This is a genomic window from Mesorhizobium sp. M1365 (genome assembly GCF_040317865.1).
GTDB lineage: Bacteria > Pseudomonadota > Alphaproteobacteria > Rhizobiales > Rhizobiaceae > Mesorhizobium.
Window position 1 is genome coordinate 291,728 of sequence record NZ_JAMYLG010000002.1, and the last position, 18,151, is coordinate 309,878.

General features: G+C 63.4%; 20 protein-coding genes, 1 tRNA gene and 1 pseudogene. 9 read left to right on the forward strand and 13 right to left on the reverse strand.

Annotation, left to right across the window (positions count from 1 at the left end):
* Positions 1 to 22 precede the first annotated feature (22 nt).
* Positions 23 to 1,498: an FAD-dependent oxidoreductase gene (locus NKH04_RS03615; RefSeq protein ID WP_352831444.1), complete on the reverse strand. Its 1,476-nt coding sequence runs from the start codon at positions 1,496 to 1,498 to the stop codon at positions 23 to 25.
* Between the two features lies 1 nt (position 1,499).
* Complete coding sequence (locus NKH04_RS03620; RefSeq protein WP_352564563.1) at positions 1,500 to 2,510, reverse strand: hypothetical protein; 1,011 nt, start codon at positions 2,508 to 2,510, stop codon at positions 1,500 to 1,502.
* Between the two features lie 266 nt (positions 2,511 to 2,776).
* On the opposite strand from NKH04_RS03620, the gene NKH04_RS03625 reads away from it, so the two are divergent.
* Positions 2,777 to 3,046, forward strand: coding sequence for a hypothetical protein (locus NKH04_RS03625; RefSeq protein WP_352872869.1), 270 nt, complete (start codon positions 2,777 to 2,779; stop codon positions 3,044 to 3,046).
* A gap of 24 nt (positions 3,047 to 3,070) precedes the next feature.
* A pseudogene (locus tag NKH04_RS03630) lies at positions 3,071 to 3,504 on the forward strand (YqaA family protein).
* A gap of 199 nt (positions 3,505 to 3,703) precedes the next feature.
* Here the strand turns inward: NKH04_RS03630 and NKH04_RS03635 are convergent.
* The 3 genes from NKH04_RS03635 to NKH04_RS03645 all read right to left on the reverse strand — a co-directional run bounded on the left by NKH04_RS03635 (position 3,704) and on the right by NKH04_RS03645 (position 6,302).
* A complete protein-coding gene (locus NKH04_RS03635; RefSeq protein ID WP_352471466.1) occupies positions 3,704 to 4,477 on the reverse strand; it encodes a sulfite exporter TauE/SafE family protein in 774 nt (257 codons plus the stop codon).
* A gap of 224 nt (positions 4,478 to 4,701) precedes the next feature.
* Entirely contained in the window at positions 4,702 to 5,589 is an 888-nt protein-coding gene (locus NKH04_RS03640; protein ID WP_352471465.1) for a DUF1259 domain-containing protein, read from the reverse strand.
* A 92-nt stretch (positions 5,590 to 5,681) separates the two neighbouring features.
* The gene (locus NKH04_RS03645; protein ID WP_353044021.1) at positions 5,682 to 6,302 is read right to left on the reverse strand and encodes a hypothetical protein; all 621 of its coding nucleotides are present in this window, start codon (positions 6,300 to 6,302) and stop codon (positions 5,682 to 5,684) included.
* Between the two features lie 269 nt (positions 6,303 to 6,571).
* Between NKH04_RS03645 and NKH04_RS03650 the strand changes: the two genes are divergently transcribed.
* Positions 6,572 to 7,477: an alpha/beta fold hydrolase gene (locus NKH04_RS03650; protein ID WP_352831450.1), complete on the forward strand. Its 906-nt coding sequence runs from the start codon at positions 6,572 to 6,574 to the stop codon at positions 7,475 to 7,477.
* Here the strand turns inward: NKH04_RS03650 and NKH04_RS03655 are convergent.
* Both NKH04_RS03655 and NKH04_RS03660 read right to left on the reverse strand, forming a co-directional pair.
* Positions 7,472 to 7,548: transfer RNA gene (locus tag NKH04_RS03655), tRNA-Arg, on the reverse strand. The two genes, NKH04_RS03650 and NKH04_RS03655, sit on opposite strands and share 6 nt — an antisense overlap.
* Positions 7,549 to 7,595: 47 nt before the next feature.
* Positions 7,596 to 8,288, reverse strand: coding sequence for a winged helix-turn-helix transcriptional regulator (locus NKH04_RS03660; RefSeq protein WP_352457625.1), 693 nt, complete (start codon positions 8,286 to 8,288; stop codon positions 7,596 to 7,598).
* A 338-nt stretch (positions 8,289 to 8,626) separates the two neighbouring features.
* On the opposite strand from NKH04_RS03660, the gene NKH04_RS03665 reads away from it, so the two are divergent.
* The 4 genes from NKH04_RS03665 (at position 8,627) to NKH04_RS03680 (ending at position 10,215) form a co-directional block, all read left to right on the forward strand.
* Positions 8,627 to 8,953: a DUF1330 domain-containing protein gene (locus NKH04_RS03665; protein WP_023677873.1), complete on the forward strand. Its 327-nt coding sequence runs from the start codon at positions 8,627 to 8,629 to the stop codon at positions 8,951 to 8,953.
* A 121-nt stretch (positions 8,954 to 9,074) separates the two neighbouring features.
* A complete protein-coding gene (locus NKH04_RS03670) occupies positions 9,075 to 9,605 on the forward strand; it encodes a hypothetical protein (protein ID WP_352570595.1) in 531 nt (176 codons plus the stop codon).
* Positions 9,606 to 9,739: 134 nt separating this feature from the next.
* A complete protein-coding gene (locus NKH04_RS03675; protein ID WP_352451191.1) occupies positions 9,740 to 10,030 on the forward strand; it encodes a hypothetical protein in 291 nt (96 codons plus the stop codon).
* A 38-nt stretch (positions 10,031 to 10,068) separates the two neighbouring features.
* A complete protein-coding gene (locus NKH04_RS03680; protein WP_352831451.1) occupies positions 10,069 to 10,215 on the forward strand; it encodes a glycine zipper domain-containing protein in 147 nt (48 codons plus the stop codon).
* Between the two features lie 72 nt (positions 10,216 to 10,287).
* Here NKH04_RS03680 and NKH04_RS03685 read toward each other — a convergent pair whose 3' ends face one another.
* Positions 10,288 to 11,451 carry a M20 aminoacylase family protein gene (locus tag NKH04_RS03685; RefSeq protein ID WP_352616115.1) on the reverse strand — a complete coding sequence of 388 codons (1,164 nt, stop codon included), beginning with the start codon at positions 11,449 to 11,451 and terminating at the stop codon, positions 10,288 to 10,290.
* A gap of 270 nt (positions 11,452 to 11,721) precedes the next feature.
* On the opposite strand from NKH04_RS03685, the gene NKH04_RS03690 reads away from it, so the two are divergent.
* A complete protein-coding gene (locus tag NKH04_RS03690) occupies positions 11,722 to 12,900 on the forward strand; it encodes a D-alanyl-D-alanine carboxypeptidase family protein (protein ID WP_352831457.1) in 1,179 nt (392 codons plus the stop codon).
* A 4-nt stretch (positions 12,901 to 12,904) separates the two neighbouring features.
* Positions 12,905 to 14,032 carry a CobW family GTP-binding protein gene (locus NKH04_RS03695; RefSeq protein WP_352831453.1) on the forward strand — a complete coding sequence of 376 codons (1,128 nt, stop codon included), beginning with the start codon at positions 12,905 to 12,907 and terminating at the stop codon, positions 14,030 to 14,032.
* Positions 14,033 to 14,185: 153 nt separating this feature from the next.
* On the opposite strand, the gene NKH04_RS03700 is transcribed toward NKH04_RS03695, so the two are convergent.
* The 5 genes from NKH04_RS03700 to NKH04_RS03720 form a co-directional block, all read right to left on the reverse strand.
* A complete protein-coding gene (locus NKH04_RS03700; RefSeq protein WP_352451194.1) occupies positions 14,186 to 14,458 on the reverse strand; it encodes a sulfurtransferase TusA family protein in 273 nt (90 codons plus the stop codon).
* 5 nt (positions 14,459 to 14,463) lie between these two features.
* Positions 14,464 to 15,789 (reverse strand): L,D-transpeptidase family protein, encoded by a 1,326-nt coding sequence (locus NKH04_RS03705; RefSeq protein ID WP_352831732.1) that lies wholly within the window; start codon positions 15,787 to 15,789, stop codon positions 14,464 to 14,466.
* 210 nt (positions 15,790 to 15,999) lie between these two features.
* On the reverse strand, positions 16,000 to 16,950 hold the full coding sequence (locus NKH04_RS03710) for an acetyl-CoA carboxylase carboxyltransferase subunit alpha (RefSeq protein ID WP_352471457.1): 951 nt from the start codon (positions 16,948 to 16,950) through the stop codon (positions 16,000 to 16,002).
* A gap of 99 nt (positions 16,951 to 17,049) precedes the next feature.
* Complete coding sequence (locus tag NKH04_RS03715; RefSeq protein WP_352831620.1) at positions 17,050 to 17,967, reverse strand: site-specific tyrosine recombinase XerD; 918 nt, start codon at positions 17,965 to 17,967, stop codon at positions 17,050 to 17,052.
* Entirely contained in the window at positions 17,964 to 18,113 is a 150-nt protein-coding gene (locus NKH04_RS03720; RefSeq protein ID WP_023677884.1) for a hypothetical protein, read from the reverse strand. Before NKH04_RS03720 ends, NKH04_RS03715 begins: the two co-directional genes overlap by 4 nt.
* Positions 18,114 to 18,151: the final 38 nt, after the last annotated feature.

Below are 18,151 nucleotides of genomic sequence, written 5' to 3' on the forward strand. Positions count from 1 at the left end.
CGGGCCGTGTCGGTCGCCGCCTTCACAATGTAATCTGGGCAAGCGGTTTTCGGGCAGGGCCGTGGATGACCGAACCGTCGGCGGCGAAGATCGAGCCGTGGCAGGGACAATCCCAGGTGTGGTCCGCATTGTTCCAGGTTACGGTGCAGCCCTTGTGGGTGCAAATCGCCGAAACCGCCTGGAGTGCGCCTTCGGTGTCTCTCCACGCCGCAATCTTTTCGTCTCCCCTGACGATCACGCCGCCCATACCAGGCGCAATGTCGTGGGTGCTCGAGACGATCGATTGACTGCGGCCGTTCTTGTGGAAGTCCTCAGGATAGGGCCGGGCCGGATCGTAGAGTTGTTGCCATGGGCTCGGGCGGCCGCAGATCAGGTCGGCGATCATCGCGCCCACGGCCGTCCCGTTGGTGATGCCCCAGGCGTTGAAGCCCGTGGCAATGTGGAAGCCGGCGGCCTTGGCGGGATCGGGTTCGCCGGCATATGGGATCCTGTCGGCCGTATCATAGTCCTCATTGCACCAGCGCCAGGCGACGTCGCCGACCGGAAGGTTCTTTCTTGCCCAGTTTTCCAGTTCGACAAACCGCTTGGCCACGTCGCCGTCCCAGCCGGTGTTGAACTTGGGGCCGAGCGTGACCAGCAGTGGCCCTTCGGCATCACGGCCCGTGCGGATGGAATGCGTCGGGTCGTCGATGCCGATGAACATGCCGTCGACAGGGAGGGGATCGTCGATCCGAAAGGCCATGGCGGTGTGGCAGCGCGGTTGCGTCCGGTTCGCCATGCCGACGGGGCTCTTCACCGTCATGTTGGTGGCGACGACGACGTGCCCGGCATCAACGGCGCCGCCATCGGTGACGACGCGCCAGCGGCTTGCCTCGTCGATCGAGGTGGCGCGGCTGTTTTCGAAGATCCGACCGCCACGGGCCGTCACCGCTTCCGCCAGGCCAACCAGATACATCGCCGGATTGAACTGCGCCTGGTCGGGGAACCGTAGCGCGGCGGCCGTTACGAAAGGCAGCGGCGCGCGGTCGAGGATCTCGGCCTCCAGCCCGACCTGGCGCGCGGCCTCCGCCTCGGCCGCAATCTCCGCGCAGCGGCTTTCACTGCAGGTGTAGGTATAGGCGTCCTTGCTCTCGAAATCGCAGGCGATGGCGCAGTTGTTAACCCAATCGCGGATTTGGCGCGCGCCGGCGGAATTCGCATCGGCATAGGTCTGCGCCAGGTCCCGGCCAACGCTGTCGATGAGATGACGATAGATCAGCGCATGCTGCGTGGTGATCTTGGCCGTCGAGCGGCCGGTCACCTGGCCGCCTGTGCGCAGGCCTTCGAGGACGACCACCGACCGGCCCGCCTCGCAAAGCCGAAGCGCCGTCGTCAGCCCGACAATTCCAGCACCCACGACAACGGCGTCCGCACGGATCGACCCTTCGAGCTGGGGATAGTTCGTGGAGGCGGCTGCCGCCACCCAACAGCTTCCCGGTTTTCCCAAGAGAATGGCCATTTCAACCGCGCCCCTTGCGTCTCCATGCACTTCCATCGACAACCGCGCCGGCGGAGGAACGTTCCCGAGCTTGGTCGCTTTCAATCATTGTCTCGCCACCCCGGGTCAGAAAAGCGCCGGGAAGGTGCGAGGTGCAGGCCATCACCCAGGTGATCGCCTCGCGGTCGTATTCGTCGCCGGAGCGCCAGTCCTCGAAGAAGGCGTTCAGCCTATCGACACGCCCCGGCCAGATACCGGCGGCCTGCAGGCCGAGCGAAACGCCGTAATTGGTGAAGGCGAACTTGGTATCGCGCAGCCATGGCGCGCGGCTGAAATAACCGGGCGGGTCGACCCACATCGTTTCCAGGGTTCGCTGCGAACGCCTCGTCTGGGCCTCGGCCCACGGCTCGTCGGGAAAGAAATGGGCGAGCCACAGCATCATGCCGAGGCCGAGGTCCTGCTCGATGTCGAGCCTGCGCCAATCGCGCTCCATCAGGGCACGCATCTGCGCGATCTCGGGCGCCAGTTCCTCGTCGTCGAGCATTCGGTAAGAGACGTAGCCGTCATAGGCATCCATGCTGCCGAGGCCGTAGCCGGGGTAAGGACCGCTCAAATCCTCCTGCATCTTCCAGATCACGCCGCGGCCAGGGACCACAAACGCCGGGTGAATGTCCCGCGCCAGCGCAATGCCGCGCTCGCGGTATTCCGGCCTCAGATCGCCGAGACGCGCCAAAGCAAACAGCCACATCGCCAGATAGTGGAAGTACTGGCCGTCGCGATCGGCCGCTTCGCCGATCCTCAGTCCGCGCCGGCGGCCGAGCACACGCTCGACATCCACGACCAGCCGCTCGGCCGCGTCCAGCCAGCGCTGTTCGCCAGTTTCTGTGCAAAGCGAGACGTAGAGCACGACCCCGAATGCGTCGGTCCACAGATACCGCAAGCCGTTGGGCCAGATGCCTTCGGCGCGCATCCAGTCGAGTTTTTGCAGGACATAATCGACGTCACGCAGCATCGCGCCAAGGCCCGAATCCACGGCAGACTTTGCCGATGTTCGGTTCCATGCGATTGCGGGCATACGGCATATCTGCCTCCGCTCCGGTTGGCCTTAGCCAGATACCCGAAACGATCTGATCGGCGGCAGGTTCCTTGGCCGCTTTCACCGGCGCGACCCTCACGATTCTCGCGGAGACTTTGCAGGCTGAAGGAACAGCAGAATTATGATGCGCTGCGCTGGCCACGGACCGGTATCGCAACTGACGCTGCGCCGGAGCCCTTTAAGGTCGCCTGGCTGCGGGGACGTTGGAAATCGTCGACACACCGGCCGGCGAGCGGATGCGGCTGACCATCGATCGCCAGGCCGACGATCTGGCAGCGACGGTGATCATCGACCGGCCCGGCGGGCCGGAGACGCTTCGCCTCGAACCTGTCGGCGACAACCATCACCGCCTTGAGAGCACCGTCGCCCCTGCCGAGCCGCATGAGTTCCAGGCAGGTCTGGTGCTGACCGCGAAAGATCGCGAACAGGTGCTGCCGTTCAAGATGGTCGAACCCGAAGGTCACCATCATTAGGTCGACTGGCGGATATGCGGTTCAATGACCGATCTCGCGGCCTGTGCTGGTCTGTACCTGGCGGCCTTGCTCGCCGCTACGATCCTGCCGATGCAATCGGAAGCAGTGCTGGTCGAACTCGTGCTTGCGGATTACTCGCCCTGGCTGTTCATCGGAGTCGCGAGCGTCGGCAACGTGCTTGGATCGGTGATCAACTGGCGGCTCGGGCGAGGCATCGAGCGCTTTCGGGGCCAACGGTGGTTTCCGATGAACCAAGCGCAACTGGACCGCGCGCAAGTGTGGTATCGCCGCTATGGAAAGTGGTCGCTCCTGCAGAGTTGGCTGCCGTTGTCGGTGATCCGCTAACCGTCGTCGCGGGCGTCCTGCGCGAGCCTTTTCGGGTTTTCCTTTTGCTGGTCACTGCCGCCAAGGTCGGCCGCTATCTGGTTCTTGCCGCCGTGACCCTGAGCGTGATCTAATCTCACGAAGCTTCTCGAAGCTGAGCTGGTTAGGTCGGCTGGTTCGAAGAGCCCTGTATGATGCGCGCGGACGGGAAGCGCTAGCTCTTTTTGACGGCGACCTTGTCGAGGGCTGCGCGCAGGCCTTTTGCCAGCTTCTGCGTATCGCGCGACCGGTCAACCAAGCTACGGCGCAGCGCTCCAGCCAACATCGACATTGTTAAGACATTCCTGTGGCCGCGCGCCAGGCCTGCACAACGAAGCTGTGCTGGTTCCAGATCATCAGCGCTCCACTCACAGCCATGAGCGCGACCACAAGGCCGCGGAACTGTCGTCCACTTAGGCGTTCGAGCCAGCGCTTGGCCAGCAGATTGGCAAGCGCAGCGCCCAAACCCGCGGCTGCGCCGTACATGACCGCCTGACCACCGAGCGCGCCGAGTCCGGTGAATACCGCGATCTTGACGACATCGGTCACAAACGAGTTCACCGATTTCGTGGCGACCAACGTCTCCTTCTCCGAACCGTAGTTCAGATAGAGCGAATTCAAGACGGGTCCCACCGTGCCCATCAGCGCCGACAACAGCGCGACGATCAGGCCGGCCGGGAGGAACCACCAGCGGCGGGCTCGGTAGCTCCGCTCGCGCGCGCCGCCGCGAAATTCCCAGACTGCACTGATCAGATAGATCCCTATGAGTATCTGGAGCCATTCCGCCCGACTGTTGGCGAAGAGCCAGGAGCCCGCAGCGGCACCGGCGATGGCGCCGGGCAGGTACCAACGGACCAGGCTCCAATCGATGTCGCGCCGGAAGGCCAGGGCGCGGATGGGATTGCCGATGAGCTCGGTCAAGGTGATGACCGGCGCAACCGCCGCGCTCCCTGTGATGAAAGTCACGGCGGGGATCAGCAATAGACCTCCGCCTCCGGCCGAGAGGGTGTTCAGTGTCCAGGTGAGGAACCCCGCCAACGCCAGGAGGCCTAGTCTAATCCAGTCCATCCGATCAGAACGAAGCGGACCTTTGATCGTTCCGAACGCGTTAGTTCGCAAAAGCCCGGCCCGCCCCTTGAGTCTCGTGTGCGATGGAAAGGTGATCTCAGGCGCAATGCTGGTGGCGGAGAGACGCCGTGCCAGAGAACCATTCCCGAGGCGGCGGGAAGAAGGCCGACGATCGCTCCGAGTCGGCCGAACTCCGCCGTTGGACGCGCGCGCGGACGCCCAATCTAGCTCTTTTTGACGGCGACCTTGTCGAGGGCTGCGCGCAGTCCTTTCGCCAGCTTCTGCGCATCGTCGTACGCCCAGAAATGCATGAAGAAGAGCCGCGGTTGCTCATCGAGCATGTGGCTATGCAACGCGGTGATCTCGATGCCGTTATCCAGCATGGCTTTGATAACCGGATTGACCTCCTTTGCTGTCAGCACAAAATCACCCGTGATCGCCGCCTTGCCGCCACCTGTCGATTGGAAGTTAATCGCTATTGCCGAGCCCATGGCCGCCGGCACTTCCATTCCATTTTCCTCGACCGGCTCAGCGCGCGAGATCGTGAACTGGTAGACCGCGCCATTGGCCTTACCCTTATAACCGATGGTTTGGTCGACACCGGCCGTGTCGAACTCGATCTGTGGTGCGGCTTGCGGCTGGGCGCCGCCTCCCATCGGTGTTTTGCTCAGCGCCAATCCGGCATGAAGCGCTGTGGCGAGCGTAACCGGGTCGCCCTGGCCGAAGACGTGCATGTAGAGTGTCATTGGCTCCGCGCGCAGCAAGTGGTTGTGTACCGCAGTGATCTCGATCCCGCTTTCTTCAAGCTTCTTCATGACCGGGTTCACCTCGTCCTGCGTCAGAACGATGTCGCCCATAACCATTGCCTGATCTCCCATGGGTTCGAACGCAATCCAGCCTCCAAGCGCAAATCCGGGTTTCAGGGCCACGCCGTCGAGCGAAACCTTCAGGTCCGTTCGCGGCAGCCCGACCCGGTAGACGCCATCAGGCGTCTCGGTTCCGGATTTGCCGAGCGCCTTAGCGATTGTTTGCCAATCGGGTGCCGCCGATGCCGGTTGGAGCAGCGCCGACATCGCGATCAGCATTGCTCCGGTCACGAGTTTTGCATGCATGGGATTTCTCCTTGTGATCTGCCCCCCAATTTGTCATGCGGCTGCTGGCTTCGTGGCGGGAGGGTCGGCGCCGCGCATGATCGCGGCAATGATTACGATCGCCGGGTCGCGCTCGAGCCCATTTTTGGATCGGGCTCGCCGGCATATGGAATCCTGTCGGCCGTATCATAATCCTCATTGCACCAGCGCCCCACGACGTCGCCGACCGGAAGGTTCTTTCTCGCCCATTTTTCCAGTTCGTCAAACCGCTTCGCCACGTCGCCGTCATAGGCATCCATGCTGCCGAGACGGTAGCCGGGATATGGGCTGCTCAGATCCTCCTGCATCTTCCAGATCACGCCGCGGCCAGGGACCACAAATGCCGGGTGAATGTCCCGCGCCAGCGCAATGCCGCGCTTGCGGTATTCCGGCTTCAGATCGCCGAGACGCGCCAGGGCGAACAGCCACATCGCCAGATAGTGGAAATACTGGCCGTCGCGATCGGCCGCTTCGCCGATCCTCAGTCCGCGCCGGCGGCCGAGCACACGCTCGACATCGGCCACCAGCCGCGCGGCTTCGCCCAGCCAGCGCTCTTCGCCAGTTTCCGCATAAAGCGAGACGTAGAGCACGACCCCAAAGGCATCGGTCCAGAGATAACGCCAGCCGTTGGGCCAGATGCCTTCGGCGCGCATCCAGTCGAGTTTTTGCAGGACATAGTCGACGTCACGCAGCATCGTCACGCAGCATCGCGCCAAGCCCCGAACTGGCAGAGCCGGCCCGTGTTCGGTGTCCCGCGATTGTGAGCATGCGGCATGTCTGCCTCCGCTCCGATTGGCCTTAGCCAGATACCGCGAAACGATCTGATCGGCGGCAGGTTCCTTGGCCGCTGTCACCGGCGCGACCGGGAACCCTCGACCTGATCATGAGTTTCGGATCCAGGCGCTCACAACGGGATGCGGGGGTTACCAGTCATTTTCGGAGCCTTTCGATCGAGGAGGCAAAGTTGCGACACCGCCAAATCAGAGTTGACGGAACTACTGTCTTCTTTCGCGAGGAAGGCCCGGCCGACGCTCCCGTGCTTCTGCTGCCGCACGGCTATCCCTGTTCGTCCTATCAGTTTCGAAGGCTGATGCCCGGACTGGCTGATCGCTGGCACACGTTCGCCCCGGATTTTCCTGGCTTCGGCTACAGCGCTACGCCCGACATGGCTGCATTCGGCTACGATTTCGAGACCTATGCCGGGTTTTTGGCGGCTTTCGCGGACGCGCTCGGCCTATCTCACTATGCGCTCTGGCTGCACGATTACGGCTCGCAGATCGGATTGCGCCACGCCATCGCCTATCCGGAGCGCGTTGCCGCGCTTATCATCCAAAACGGCGACATCTACGAAGACGTGCTCGGCCCGAAATACGCAGCCATCAAGGCGTATTGGAACGACAAGACGCCCGACAAGCATCGCCCGCTGGAAGAAGCGGTGAGCGAGGAGGGCTTCCGGCACGAGTTCATCGGTGAGGTTGGCGAGGCCGTGGCCGAGCGCGTGCCACCGGATCTGTGGAAACTCCATTGGCCTCTGATGGACACGCCGCCCCGTCGGCGGCTTGCGGTCGGCCTGATGGAGAAGCTGGAGGCGAACCTCAACTGGTTCCCGAAATACCAGGCTTATCTGCGCGAACGGCAACCACCGACACTGATCGTCTGGGGTCCCGAGGATGGCTATATGCCGGCCGCATCGGCCCGCGCCTACAAGCGCGACTTGCCGCAAGCAGAGCTCCATCTCCTCAATGGCGCCGGCCACTGGCTACTGGAAACCCATTTCGATGAGGCGCTTGCGTTGGTGCGCGACTTCCTCGCACGCGTTCACAGCCGAGCACCGACGCGACCGTCAGGTAACCAGTTGAAAGCGTGGTGATCCCGACAGGAATCGAACCTGTGACCTACAGATTAGGAATCTGCCGCTCTATCCTACTGAGCTACGGGACCACGCGGCCCGACACATAACCGCTTCGGGACGTTTCGCCAAGAGGCAGCTAGGCCGCTCGCTTGGGTTCGACCGCGAACGGGCTCAGGCCGAGCCAGGTCTGCATTTTGCGCGCGATGTCCTGGTCGCCCGTCAAGATGACTTTCGGCCCGGCCTTCTCGACGGTGATCAGCCCCATCCAGATTTCGGTCATGGTGTGCAGGTCGGTCGAGACGTAGAGATCGACATCGAAGCCCGGATCGTACCAGCAGAGGTCGACCTCGCCGTGCTTCTCGACGATCAGCCACCATGACCGCTTGGAGGCGGGGAGCTCCTGATACAGAAATTGTATTACTGTGCGCCCGTCGGGCAGCGGCGACGCGTTGAGATTGCGCCGCATGTCCCACATCAGCAGCGATGGATCGAGGTTCTTCAGCGACAACCGGGACTCGACCCATTTCTGGCCCCAAAAACCCATCGCCTCGACGACGGAACGCAGATCCCTGCCTGCCTCGGTCATCCGGTATTCGAAGATGCCTTTCTCGCCGCGCACCTCCTTGCGCTCGACGATCCCGGCCAGCTCGAGCTCCTTGAGGCGTTGCGACAGAAGGGTCGGCGACATTTTGGGGACGCCGCGGCGCAAATCGTTGAAACGGGTCGATCCCGCCACCAATTCGCGAAGCAGAACCATGGTCCAGCGGGTGCACAGCACCTCGGCGGCCATCGATAACGGGCAGAACTGTTTGTATCCGGACTGGGTCACGATGTTGCCTTCCCTCAAACTCCGCCGGAACCATAGGCCTTTCCCGGCGACGCGGCGAGTACAGAAACTGTACCGGCCCAGTGCGGTGGATTCGAAGTTCCTGCTTTCTGGGTGGCATCAGCATTAGGAACTTCAAATCCAAAACCACACTGGAAATCCAAGCACTTGCTGGTGTGGCTTTTGAATCCGAAATTCGCTCGCTGCGTTGCTCCAAAGTGAATGCGAATTTCGGATTCGCCACACCAGTACAGATCGCGGACTGGCTGGCGCCGGCCCTGCCATGCGACCCCTTGGCCGCTGCACGGGATACCCCTGTGCACGACCAGGAGACATGACCCATGACCGCTTACGTTATCGCAGACATCAAGGTGAGGGACCCGAAGTGGATGCCGGCCTATGCCGCGTCGGTCCACGACCTCGTTCACAAGCACGGCGGCAGATATCTGTCCCGCAGCGGCAATGTGAAGACGCTCGAAGGCAAGCCGCTCGACACCACGCTGATTGCCTTGATGGCGTTCCCGACCGAGGCCGCGGCGCGCGCCTTCACCGACGATCCTGCCTACGCGCCGTTCGTTTCGGCCCGTCAGGGCGGCAGCGACAGCCGTTTCCAGCTGATCGACAACTCCGATCTGGCCGGAACCATCCCGTATCTGCCGAAGGGATGATCTTCCCCTGCATTCGTCGCATCGGGACAGGGATCTCCCAGCAACAACAGCCACAGCGCCCACCTGCCGGACCTCCTTACCTCCGGCGGCCGGCCGGGCTGTGCTTTTCAAGAAGAATGGAATGACTATGACAATCAACTTTCGCAATAGAGTTCTCGCTGCCGCGGCGCTGCTGTCGGCCTGCACTGCGTTGGCGCAGGCGCATCAGGCAGCGCCCGCGTCCGGTCCCAATCCGCTGGCCGACAAGGTACGCGCGGCCAACAGCCGCTTCGAGAATGTGGCGGCGGCGACCGCCGAGGGCTATGCGCCAATCCCCTGCGCCAGCGGCATCACCGGCGGCGCCATGGGCATCCACTACGTCAATCCGGGCTACCTCAAGGACGACGCTGTCGATGTCGCCAAGCCGGAAGCGGTGATGTACGAGCCGATGGCCGACGGCACGCTAAAACTGATCGCTGTCGAATACATCACCTCGAAAGGCCCGGCCTCGCTCGATGGGCATCTGTTCAACTTCAACAGCGCGCCCAACCGCTATGGCCTCGGCCCGTTCTACGAGCTGCATGTCTGGGCCTGGAAGGGCAACCCGACCGGCGCGTTCGCGGACATGAACCCGAACGTGTCGTGCGAACCGACGACTGCTGCCAGCCAGTAAGCAGCCGAGCCAGGCGGCGCAACCGCCGCGGGGCCGCGCTGAGTTGCGGGGCAGCCGGCAACGGGCGCAAAGACGGCTCAGAGAGCGGAACTTTCGGGATGCCGACGCGCTTTAGTGTCCCGAGGAGAGACCGCATGAGCGCCACCAAAGAGTTCTTTGAGACCTGGCTGCAGGAGAATGTCGGCAATCTGCCGGCCGAGAGCGAGGTGAGCGTCGCTGTCCTGGCGCAGCAATTCGAGCAGGATGCCGATGCTGCCGGCTATGGCCACGAGGTTCGCGAAGACGAACTCGGCAATATCCAGGAGGCGATCGAGGCAGCCCTGACGAAGGCGAGGACAGGCGAAGAGCCGCAGGCTGCCGATGACAATGAGCTGGCGCCGGTCATGGAGGCGCTGGAGGTCGAGGATCCGAAGAGCGGACCGTAGCGGTTGCGGCTCTTCCCTTCCACGCTACATGACCGGGCATGATGGATGCCAAACACCTCACACTCGGCGTCGTGATCGGCGTGGCTATCGGCGTCGTGTTGGACAACATTGTTACGGGCATTGGTATAGGTATCGCTCTGGGCATTGCCTTCGGCCTTGCCCGGAAGTCGTCCGGCCGGAAGTGACCAGCCGAACATGTCCTGCCCAGTTTTGCCGCCCAGAGGTGCGGCGGTTGCCGCACCGCCGATGCCGAATGGCTACGCCGCCAGCGCTGTTTCCGCCAGCTTCACCCAATAGCTCATGCCGTGCGGGATGACCTCGTCGTTGAAGTCGTAGGCTGGGTTGTGCAGGCCGGCGGTATCGCCATTGCCGATGAAGATGAAGGCGCCCGGCCGCGCTTCAAGCATGTAGGAGAAATCCTCGCCGCCCATCACCGGCTGGATGGCGCGGTGCACATGGCTGTCGCCGGCGACGTCGGCCGCGATGTCGCTGGCAAAGACCGTCTCTTCCGGATGGTTGAAGGTGACGGGGTAATTGGCATTGTAATCAACCTCGATTGTCGCGCCGAAGGCAGCGCCCAGGCCTTGGCAAAGTGCGCGGATGCGCTCTTCGGCCTTCTTGGCGACTTCCTTCTTCAGCGTGCGTACGGTGCCGGCGATCTCGGCAGTCTCGGGAATGACGTTATAGGCGTCGCCGGCGTGGAATTTCGTCACCGAGACGACCACCGCCTCGACCGGATCTGTGCTGCGCGAGGCGATCGTCTGCAATGCGCCGACGAGTTGGCTGGTGATGACGATCGGATCGATGGTGCCGTGCGGCATCGCCGCGTGGCCGCCCCGGCCCTTGACGGTGATGGTGAATTCGGCGGTCGCCGCCATGATCGGGCCGGGCCTGATGGCGAACTGGCCGACCGGCAGGCCCGGCATGTTGTGCATGCCGAAAACCTTGGAGATAGCGAAGCGCTCCATCATACCGTCCTTGACCATCTCGTTGCCGCCGCCGCCGCCCTCTTCGGCCGGCTGGAAGATGACCGCGACGGAGCCTGCGAAATTGCGCGTTTCGGCGAGGTATTTGGCGGCACCCAACAACATAGCGGTGTGGCCGTCATGGCCGCAGGCGTGCATCTTGCCGGGGACGGTCGAGGCATAGGATTTGCCGGTGATCTCGTTGAGCGGCAGGGCATCCATGTCGGCGCGCAGGCCGATGGTCGAGCCTTCGCCGTGGCGGCCGCGGATGATGCCGACGACGCCGGTCTTGCCCAAACCCGTCACGATATCGTCGCAGCCGAAAGCCTTCAGCTTCTCGGTGACGAAAGCGGCGGTCTTGAAGACGTCGAAATTCAGCTCCGGCGTCTGGTGCAAATGGCGGCGCCAGCCGGCCACCTCGTCCTGCATTTCGGCGGCTCGGTTCAGGATCGGCATGATGGTTCCATTTCGCTGTTGGAGCAGGCGGTCTTGGCCTGCTGCTTTGCAATTGTGCCTGCTGCCTTGCAACCATGCACGCTGCTTTGCATTGTGCTGCTGCTTCCACATTGTGATCGGCAGCACTTTGCCATGTTGACGTCACATAGAGTAAATAGCACCGCGACTGTGGTCCGGGAACAGAGGGCCGGACCATTATCCTGGCGATCGTGTAACGAAATCTTACGGAGCCAGGTGCGACTGCGGCAAGAGGCTATTTCGGTTTTCATGATGCGCTACAGGCATTTCCTCAGACTGTTGGTGGCGGGCACGGTGGTGCTTGCGTCGCTGGCCGGGCCTGCCTTGGCCAATCCGACAATCCTGTTCGACCTGAACAGCGGCAAGATCCTGCAGCACCAGGAGGCGTTCAGGCGCTGGTACCCGGCGTCGCTGACCAAGCTGATGACCGCCTATGTGGCGTTTCGGGCGATTGCCGCGGGCGAGGTCCAGCTCGATTCGCCGGTCAAGGTAACGAAACATTCTGCCGGCGAGCCGCCGAGCAAGATGGGCTTCAAGCCGGGCTCGGTGATGCGGTTGGACAATGCGCTGAAGATGATGCTGGTCAAATCGGCCAACGATATCGCCATGGCGGTCGGCGAGAATATCGGCGGTTCGCAAGCGGCTTTCGCCGAACGCATGAATGCCGAAGCGCAGAGGCTCGGCATGAGCGGGTCCCATTTCGTCAATCCGAACGGGCTCTATTCGCCGGACCAGTATACGACAGCGCGCGATCTCGCTTTGCTGGTGATGGCGATTCGCAAGGAATTTCCGCAATATGCCCCCTGGTTCTCGATCGAAGGCCTTGCCGTCGGCAAGAAGGCGATCTCCAACTACAACCTGCTGATCGGCCGCTATCCGGGTGCCGACGGCATGAAGACGGGTTTCGTCTGCTCGTCCGGTTTCAACATGATCGGCTCGGCGACCCGCAACGGCCGCACCCTGGTCGCCGTGGTGCTCGGCGAACGATCGGCAGTCACCCGCGCCGAGGCGGCGGCGAAACTGCTCGACCAGGGTTTTGCAACCCCGGCGCCGAGCTGGCTGACGGTCGCGGCGCTGCCCGCCTATGGCGACACCATGTCGGCCAACGACATGAACGACGAAATCTGCAAGAAGAAGCCGGTCGAGGAGCAATCGGAAACCGCACCCGCCGTCGGCGACAAGGGCAAGGACGTGCCGAAATCGCCCTATCAGGAAAAGCTCGACCATGTACCGACGCTGATCGCCGTCGGCCTCGGCGGCGCCACGGGACCGAAGCCGAAGGCGATGCTCGACGCCTCCGGGCAGGAATATGCCGACGTGCCGCTGCCGACATGGCGGCCGGACCGGGCGCCGCCGGCCGGCGCCGAGCCAGTTGTGGCCGGATCCGCCACCGCCGCGCAGGTCCAGCAGCCGGCCAAGGCGCTGAACTAGCCGCATGGCCGGCTTCCCGATCCCCGTTTCGGTGCTCACCGGCTTTCTCGGTGCCGGCAAGACGACGCTGCTCAACCGGCTGCTCCGGGATCCGGCGCTCGCCGACACCGCCGTCATCATCAACGAGTTCGGCGAGGTGGCGATCGACCATCTCCTGGTCGAGCAGGCCTCCGACGGCATCATCCAGCTCTCCGACGGCTGCCTCTGCTGCACGGTGCGCGGCGAGCTGGTCGACACGCTGGCCGACCTCGTCGACCGGCTGCAGACCGGCCGCATCGACCGGCTTGCCCGCGTCATCGTCGAAACCACCGGGCTCGCCGATCCCGCCCCCGTACTGCAGTCGATCATGGCACACCCGGCCCTGGTCCAGGCCTTCCGGCTCGACGGCGTCATCACCCTGATCGATGCCGTCAACGGCAATGCGACGCTCGATGCGCATGTCGAGGCGGTGAAGCAGGTGGCCGTCGCCGATCGCATGGTGCTCAGCAAGGCCGACCTGACCACGGATGCAGGCGATGTCGAGGCGTTGCGGGCGCGGCTCAGGCAGCTCAACCCGGGCGCCGTGGTGCTCGACGTGGGCGAGGCAAGCACCGCGACCCTGTTCGATAGCGGCCTCTACAATCCGGCCACCAAATCCGTCGATGTGCAGCGTTGGCTCGGCGAACAAGCCGGCCACGACCATGACCACGGCGGGCATGACCACGGCGGGCATGATCACGACGGGCATGACCATGCCGACCATGATCACCATGACCACAGGCACGATTCCCGCGTGCGTTCGTATTCGCTGGTTCATGACGGGCCGGTGCCGTTTTCGGCAATCGAGATGTTTCTCGATCTGTTGCGCTCGGCGCATGGCGAGCGCCTTTTGCGGATGAAAGGCGTCATCGAGCTTGCAGAAGACCCGTCGCGGCCGCTGGTTATCCATGGCGTGCAGAAGATCCTGCATCCGCCGGTGCAACTGCCGGCCTGGCCGGACAGCCAGCGCGGCACCAGGCTGGTGCTGATCACGCTCGACATGCCCGAAGACTATGTCCGGCGGCTGTTCGCCGCCTTCACCAACCGGCCGTCGATCGACACGCCGGATCGCGCAGCACTGGAAAGCAACCCGCTGGCTATTGCCGGATCGTGATCTCCCCCCTTGAGGGGGAGATGTCGCCGAAGGCGACAGAGGGGGTCGCCTCGGCTGGCGCGACCCCCCTGTGGGACCAAACTTGGTGCTTCACGCGCGGCGACCCCCTCTGGCCTGCCGGCCATCTCCCCCTCAAGGGGGGAGATTACGCGTTCAGCCGCCGCGCTCGACCAGGAAGCGGTGGCCGCCTGCCGCCGCCGCCGTTTCGACCAGTCGATGGCCGCTCTCGGCGCAGAAGGCGGGAATGTCGATGACGGCGAGCGGGTCGGTGGTTTCGAGCCACAGCCGGCTGCCCGGCTGCATTGCGGCCAGGCGCTTTTTTGCCTTGAGCACGGGCAACGGGCAGTTCAGGCCTTTGAGGTCGTAGACGGCGGCGGGGCTGGTTGAGGGCCTGTCTTCTTGGCCCCCATCTTCTTGCTCAAGCATGAAGTTCAGCCGCCAAACATGCCGAGCAGCTTTTTCTTCAACCTTGTCGCCGTGCTTTCGGCGTCCGCAGCCTGCGTTTCGACTGCCGGGGCGGCGTCCGATGGCGCTACGGTGGCGGTGGCGACAGGCATCTCTGCGGCGGTCTTGGCAGCTTCCTTTTCGGCTAGCGCCTGGGCTTTTGCAGCTTCCTTCTCGGCCAAGGCCTGTGCCTTGGCTGCCGCTTTCGCTGCCTTCGCCGCTTCTATCGCGGCAAGCCGCTGTTCCTCGGCCTTCTGCTTGGCAGCCTTTTCGGCGTCGAGCGCTGCCATCTTGCGGCCCGCCGGCGAATCGATGCGGCCCATGCGCGCCGTTTCGGCCACCGTGCCGTCCGGGTTGAGCGAGGGCGGCTCGATCGGAACGCGTTCGCCGCGCGCACGCCGCTTCGACCAGTCGGAAACGATGCTGGCTTCCTTGATCCCGGCGATGGTCGGCTTGGGTGCCGGCACGCTGGCCTTGATGGCGCCGTTGAAGGCCGCCTCATAGGTGCTTTGATAGGCGTTGATGGCGCTCTTCAGCGAATCGGGCTGGGTGGTCACAGGGCAAGGGCCGGTCGGATTGAAGGTCGAGCCGTCGGCCGCAACCTGGTTGAACACGTAGCGCTTCTCGCAGACGTCGACTTTCGGCGGCACCTTGGTGACCTCGAAATTGTCGTAGCCAACCTTCAGCATCTTCCAGAATTCGTAGTTCGGGTCGTTGCGATAGCGCGCCATGTTGGCGGCGGTCATGCGGAACGGAAAAGCCTGGATCTGGAACTCGGTCTGGCCGCCCTGGAAGGCGTCGCGGCCGAAAGCGTAGATCTGCTCGATCTGCGCGTCGGTCATCGAATAGCAGCCCGACGACGAGCAGGCGCCGTGGACCATCAGGTTGGAACCGGTGCGGCCATTGGCGCGGTCATAGGCGTTCGGGTAGCCGATATTGAAGGACAGGTGGTAATTCGACCGCGGGTTCATCTGTGCCGGGCGGACCGTGTAAAAGCCTTCCGGTGCCTGGCGGTCGCCTTCGGTGAATTTCGGGCCGAGCTTGCCCGACCATTTGCAGATGTCGTAGCTGGCGACCAGGTCGTAGCGGCCGTTGGTCTTGGCCTTCCAGATTTCGAGCTTGCCTTCTTCCTTGAAGATGCGCGCCATCACCGAGGAGGTGCGGATCATGCCCTTGGCTTTCATCTCGGCCAGGATCTTGTCCGGCAGCGGCTTGTTGGCTTGCGGCGCAAAATCCTTCATCGAAGCGTCATTGCAGCCGGCGACGCCGATCGCAGCGATCAGAACTCCGGTGCGGGCAAGCTTGGCAAACATGGATATGGCTATCGTCTTCATCTCTGCGCCGCGGATGCCGCAGCTGCTAAACCGACCGCTGACGGACCTTAAGCCCGTTAACCTTGAAAATTCCTTACCGCAAGCATGCGGCGCGTCCCCTTACGTTAAGCTCACTGAGCCGAATGCAGCGGCATTTTTGTGGCGAAACTGGTTCACGCCGCCACATTTCAGGCTGCGTGTCTGCGTTGGTTACAGATTGCGGCCCATCGCCAGGTATTTCTCGCGGCGATGCTCGCGGAAGTCGGTGTTGGCGCCGGAGAATTCCTTCATCGTCCTGGCGATGAGGTCGCCGGTGGCGGCGATCACCGTTTCGGGGGCGCGATGGGCACCGCCGAGCGGCTCGGCGATGATGGCGTCGATGATCTTCAGCTCCAGCAGGTCCTGCGCCGTGATCTTCATGTTGGTCGCAGCATCCTTGGACCGCGTGGTATCGCGCCACAGAATCGAGGCGGCGCCTTCCGGCGAGATCACCGAATAGATGGCGTGTTCGAGCATGTAGACGCGGTTGGCGGTGGCGATCGCTATGGCGCCGCCCGAGCCGCCTTCGCCGATCACCACCGAGATCGACGGCACCTTCAGGCCAAGGCAGGCCGAGGTCGAGCGGGCGATGGCTTCTGCCTGGCCGCGCTCTTCGGCGTTGACGCCGGGATAGGCGCCGGCCGTGTCGACCAGCGTCAGCAGCGGGATCTGGAAGCGGTCCGCGAGTTCCATCAGCCGCACCGCCTTGCGGTAGCCCTCCGGCCGCACCGAGCCGAAATTATGCTTCAGCCGGCTTGCCGTATCGGAACCCTTCTCCTGGCCGATGATCGCCACCGGCTCGCCACGGAAGCGGGCGAAGCCGCCGACGATCGCCTGGTCTTCGCCGAAATTGCGGTCGCCGGCAAGCGGCGTGAAATCGGTAAGCAGGCCCTTGATGTAGTCGATGCAATGCGGCCTGTCCGGATGGCGCGCCACCTGCACCTTCTGCCATGGCGTCAGCGCCTTGTAGGCGTCGCGCAGCGCATCGCGCGAGCGCTTCTCGAGACGGGCGATCTCATCGCCGACATCGACCGCCTCGCCGTTCTCGGCAAGCTTCTTCAGCTCAAGGATCTTGCCTTCGAGATCCTGCACAGGCTTTTCGAAATCGAGGTAATTGTACATTCTTGGGCGAACCGGCAAGTCGGAAGGCAATGACTGACGCAAGCCCGAAAATGCAGGCTGGGCGCGGTGGAGCGTCGTTCTCACATAGCGATATGACGCCTAGTCGGCAAGCGGATGATGATCGTTGACCAGACGCACCAGCCGCTCCTCCAGCACATGCGTGTAGATCTGCGTCGTTGAAATATCGGCATGGCCGAGCAGCTGCTGCACGGCCCTGAGATCGGCGCCGTTCTGCAGCAGATGGCTGGCGAAAGCATGGCGCAGCACATGCGGCGATATCTTCGCCGTGGCAATGCCGGCCCGCGCGGCAAGCGCTTTCAGCTCGCGGGCAAAGACCTGTCTCGAGAGATAGCCGCTGTCGGCGGCGGCCGGAAACAGGAACGGGCTGTCGGCAAAAGCCGGCACCGTTGCCCGTGCGGCAAGCCAGGTCCGCATCGCCGCGCGCGCCTTGGCCGACAGCGGCACCATGCGCTCCTTGTTGCCCTTGCCGCGCACCATGAAGAAGCGGTCGTCGCGCTGTGCCACCGTCACGGGAAGGCCGACCAGCTCCGAAACGCGCAAGCCGGTGGCGTAGAGCACCTCGACCAGTGCGTGCAGGCGCAGCGCCGCCAGCCTGTCGCCGTCATGCATGGAGGGGTCCATCGCCTCCTGCGCGGCGCGGTCGAGCAGCCGGCCGGTATCGGCCTCGCTCATCGTCTTAGGCAGCGGCCGGCCCTTCTTCGGACTGTCCAGCGTGCCGGTCGGATCGTCACCGCGCAGGCCTTCGGCGTAGAGGAACTTGAAGAACTGCCGGATCGCCGACAATTTGCGCGCCTGCGAGGTGGCGGCAAAGCCGCGCGCGGCGATGTCGTCGAGATAGGCACGGATGTCGGCGCTGGTGGCAGCGGCAAGCCCACCGCCGATCCCGGCGGAAGCGTCTTCGAGGTCGCGGCGATAGGAGGAAAGCGTGTTTTCGGCCGCGCCGCGCTCGGCGCTCATCATCTCCAGGAAGGCTTCGATGCGGGCGGCGCTGTTCATTTTTTGGGATTGAGCTTTTCTGGAGGGATACGCACGCTCATTTCCGCCTTCCTCGGCTCGACGAACATGACCAAGGCGAACATCGCGCCATAGACAATGCCGGCCAGAATCGCGAGCGTCACGACAAAGCGAAACAGTGTTGGCATTAATTTTCGCCCGTCGTCTTATTCTGCATTTCCAACCC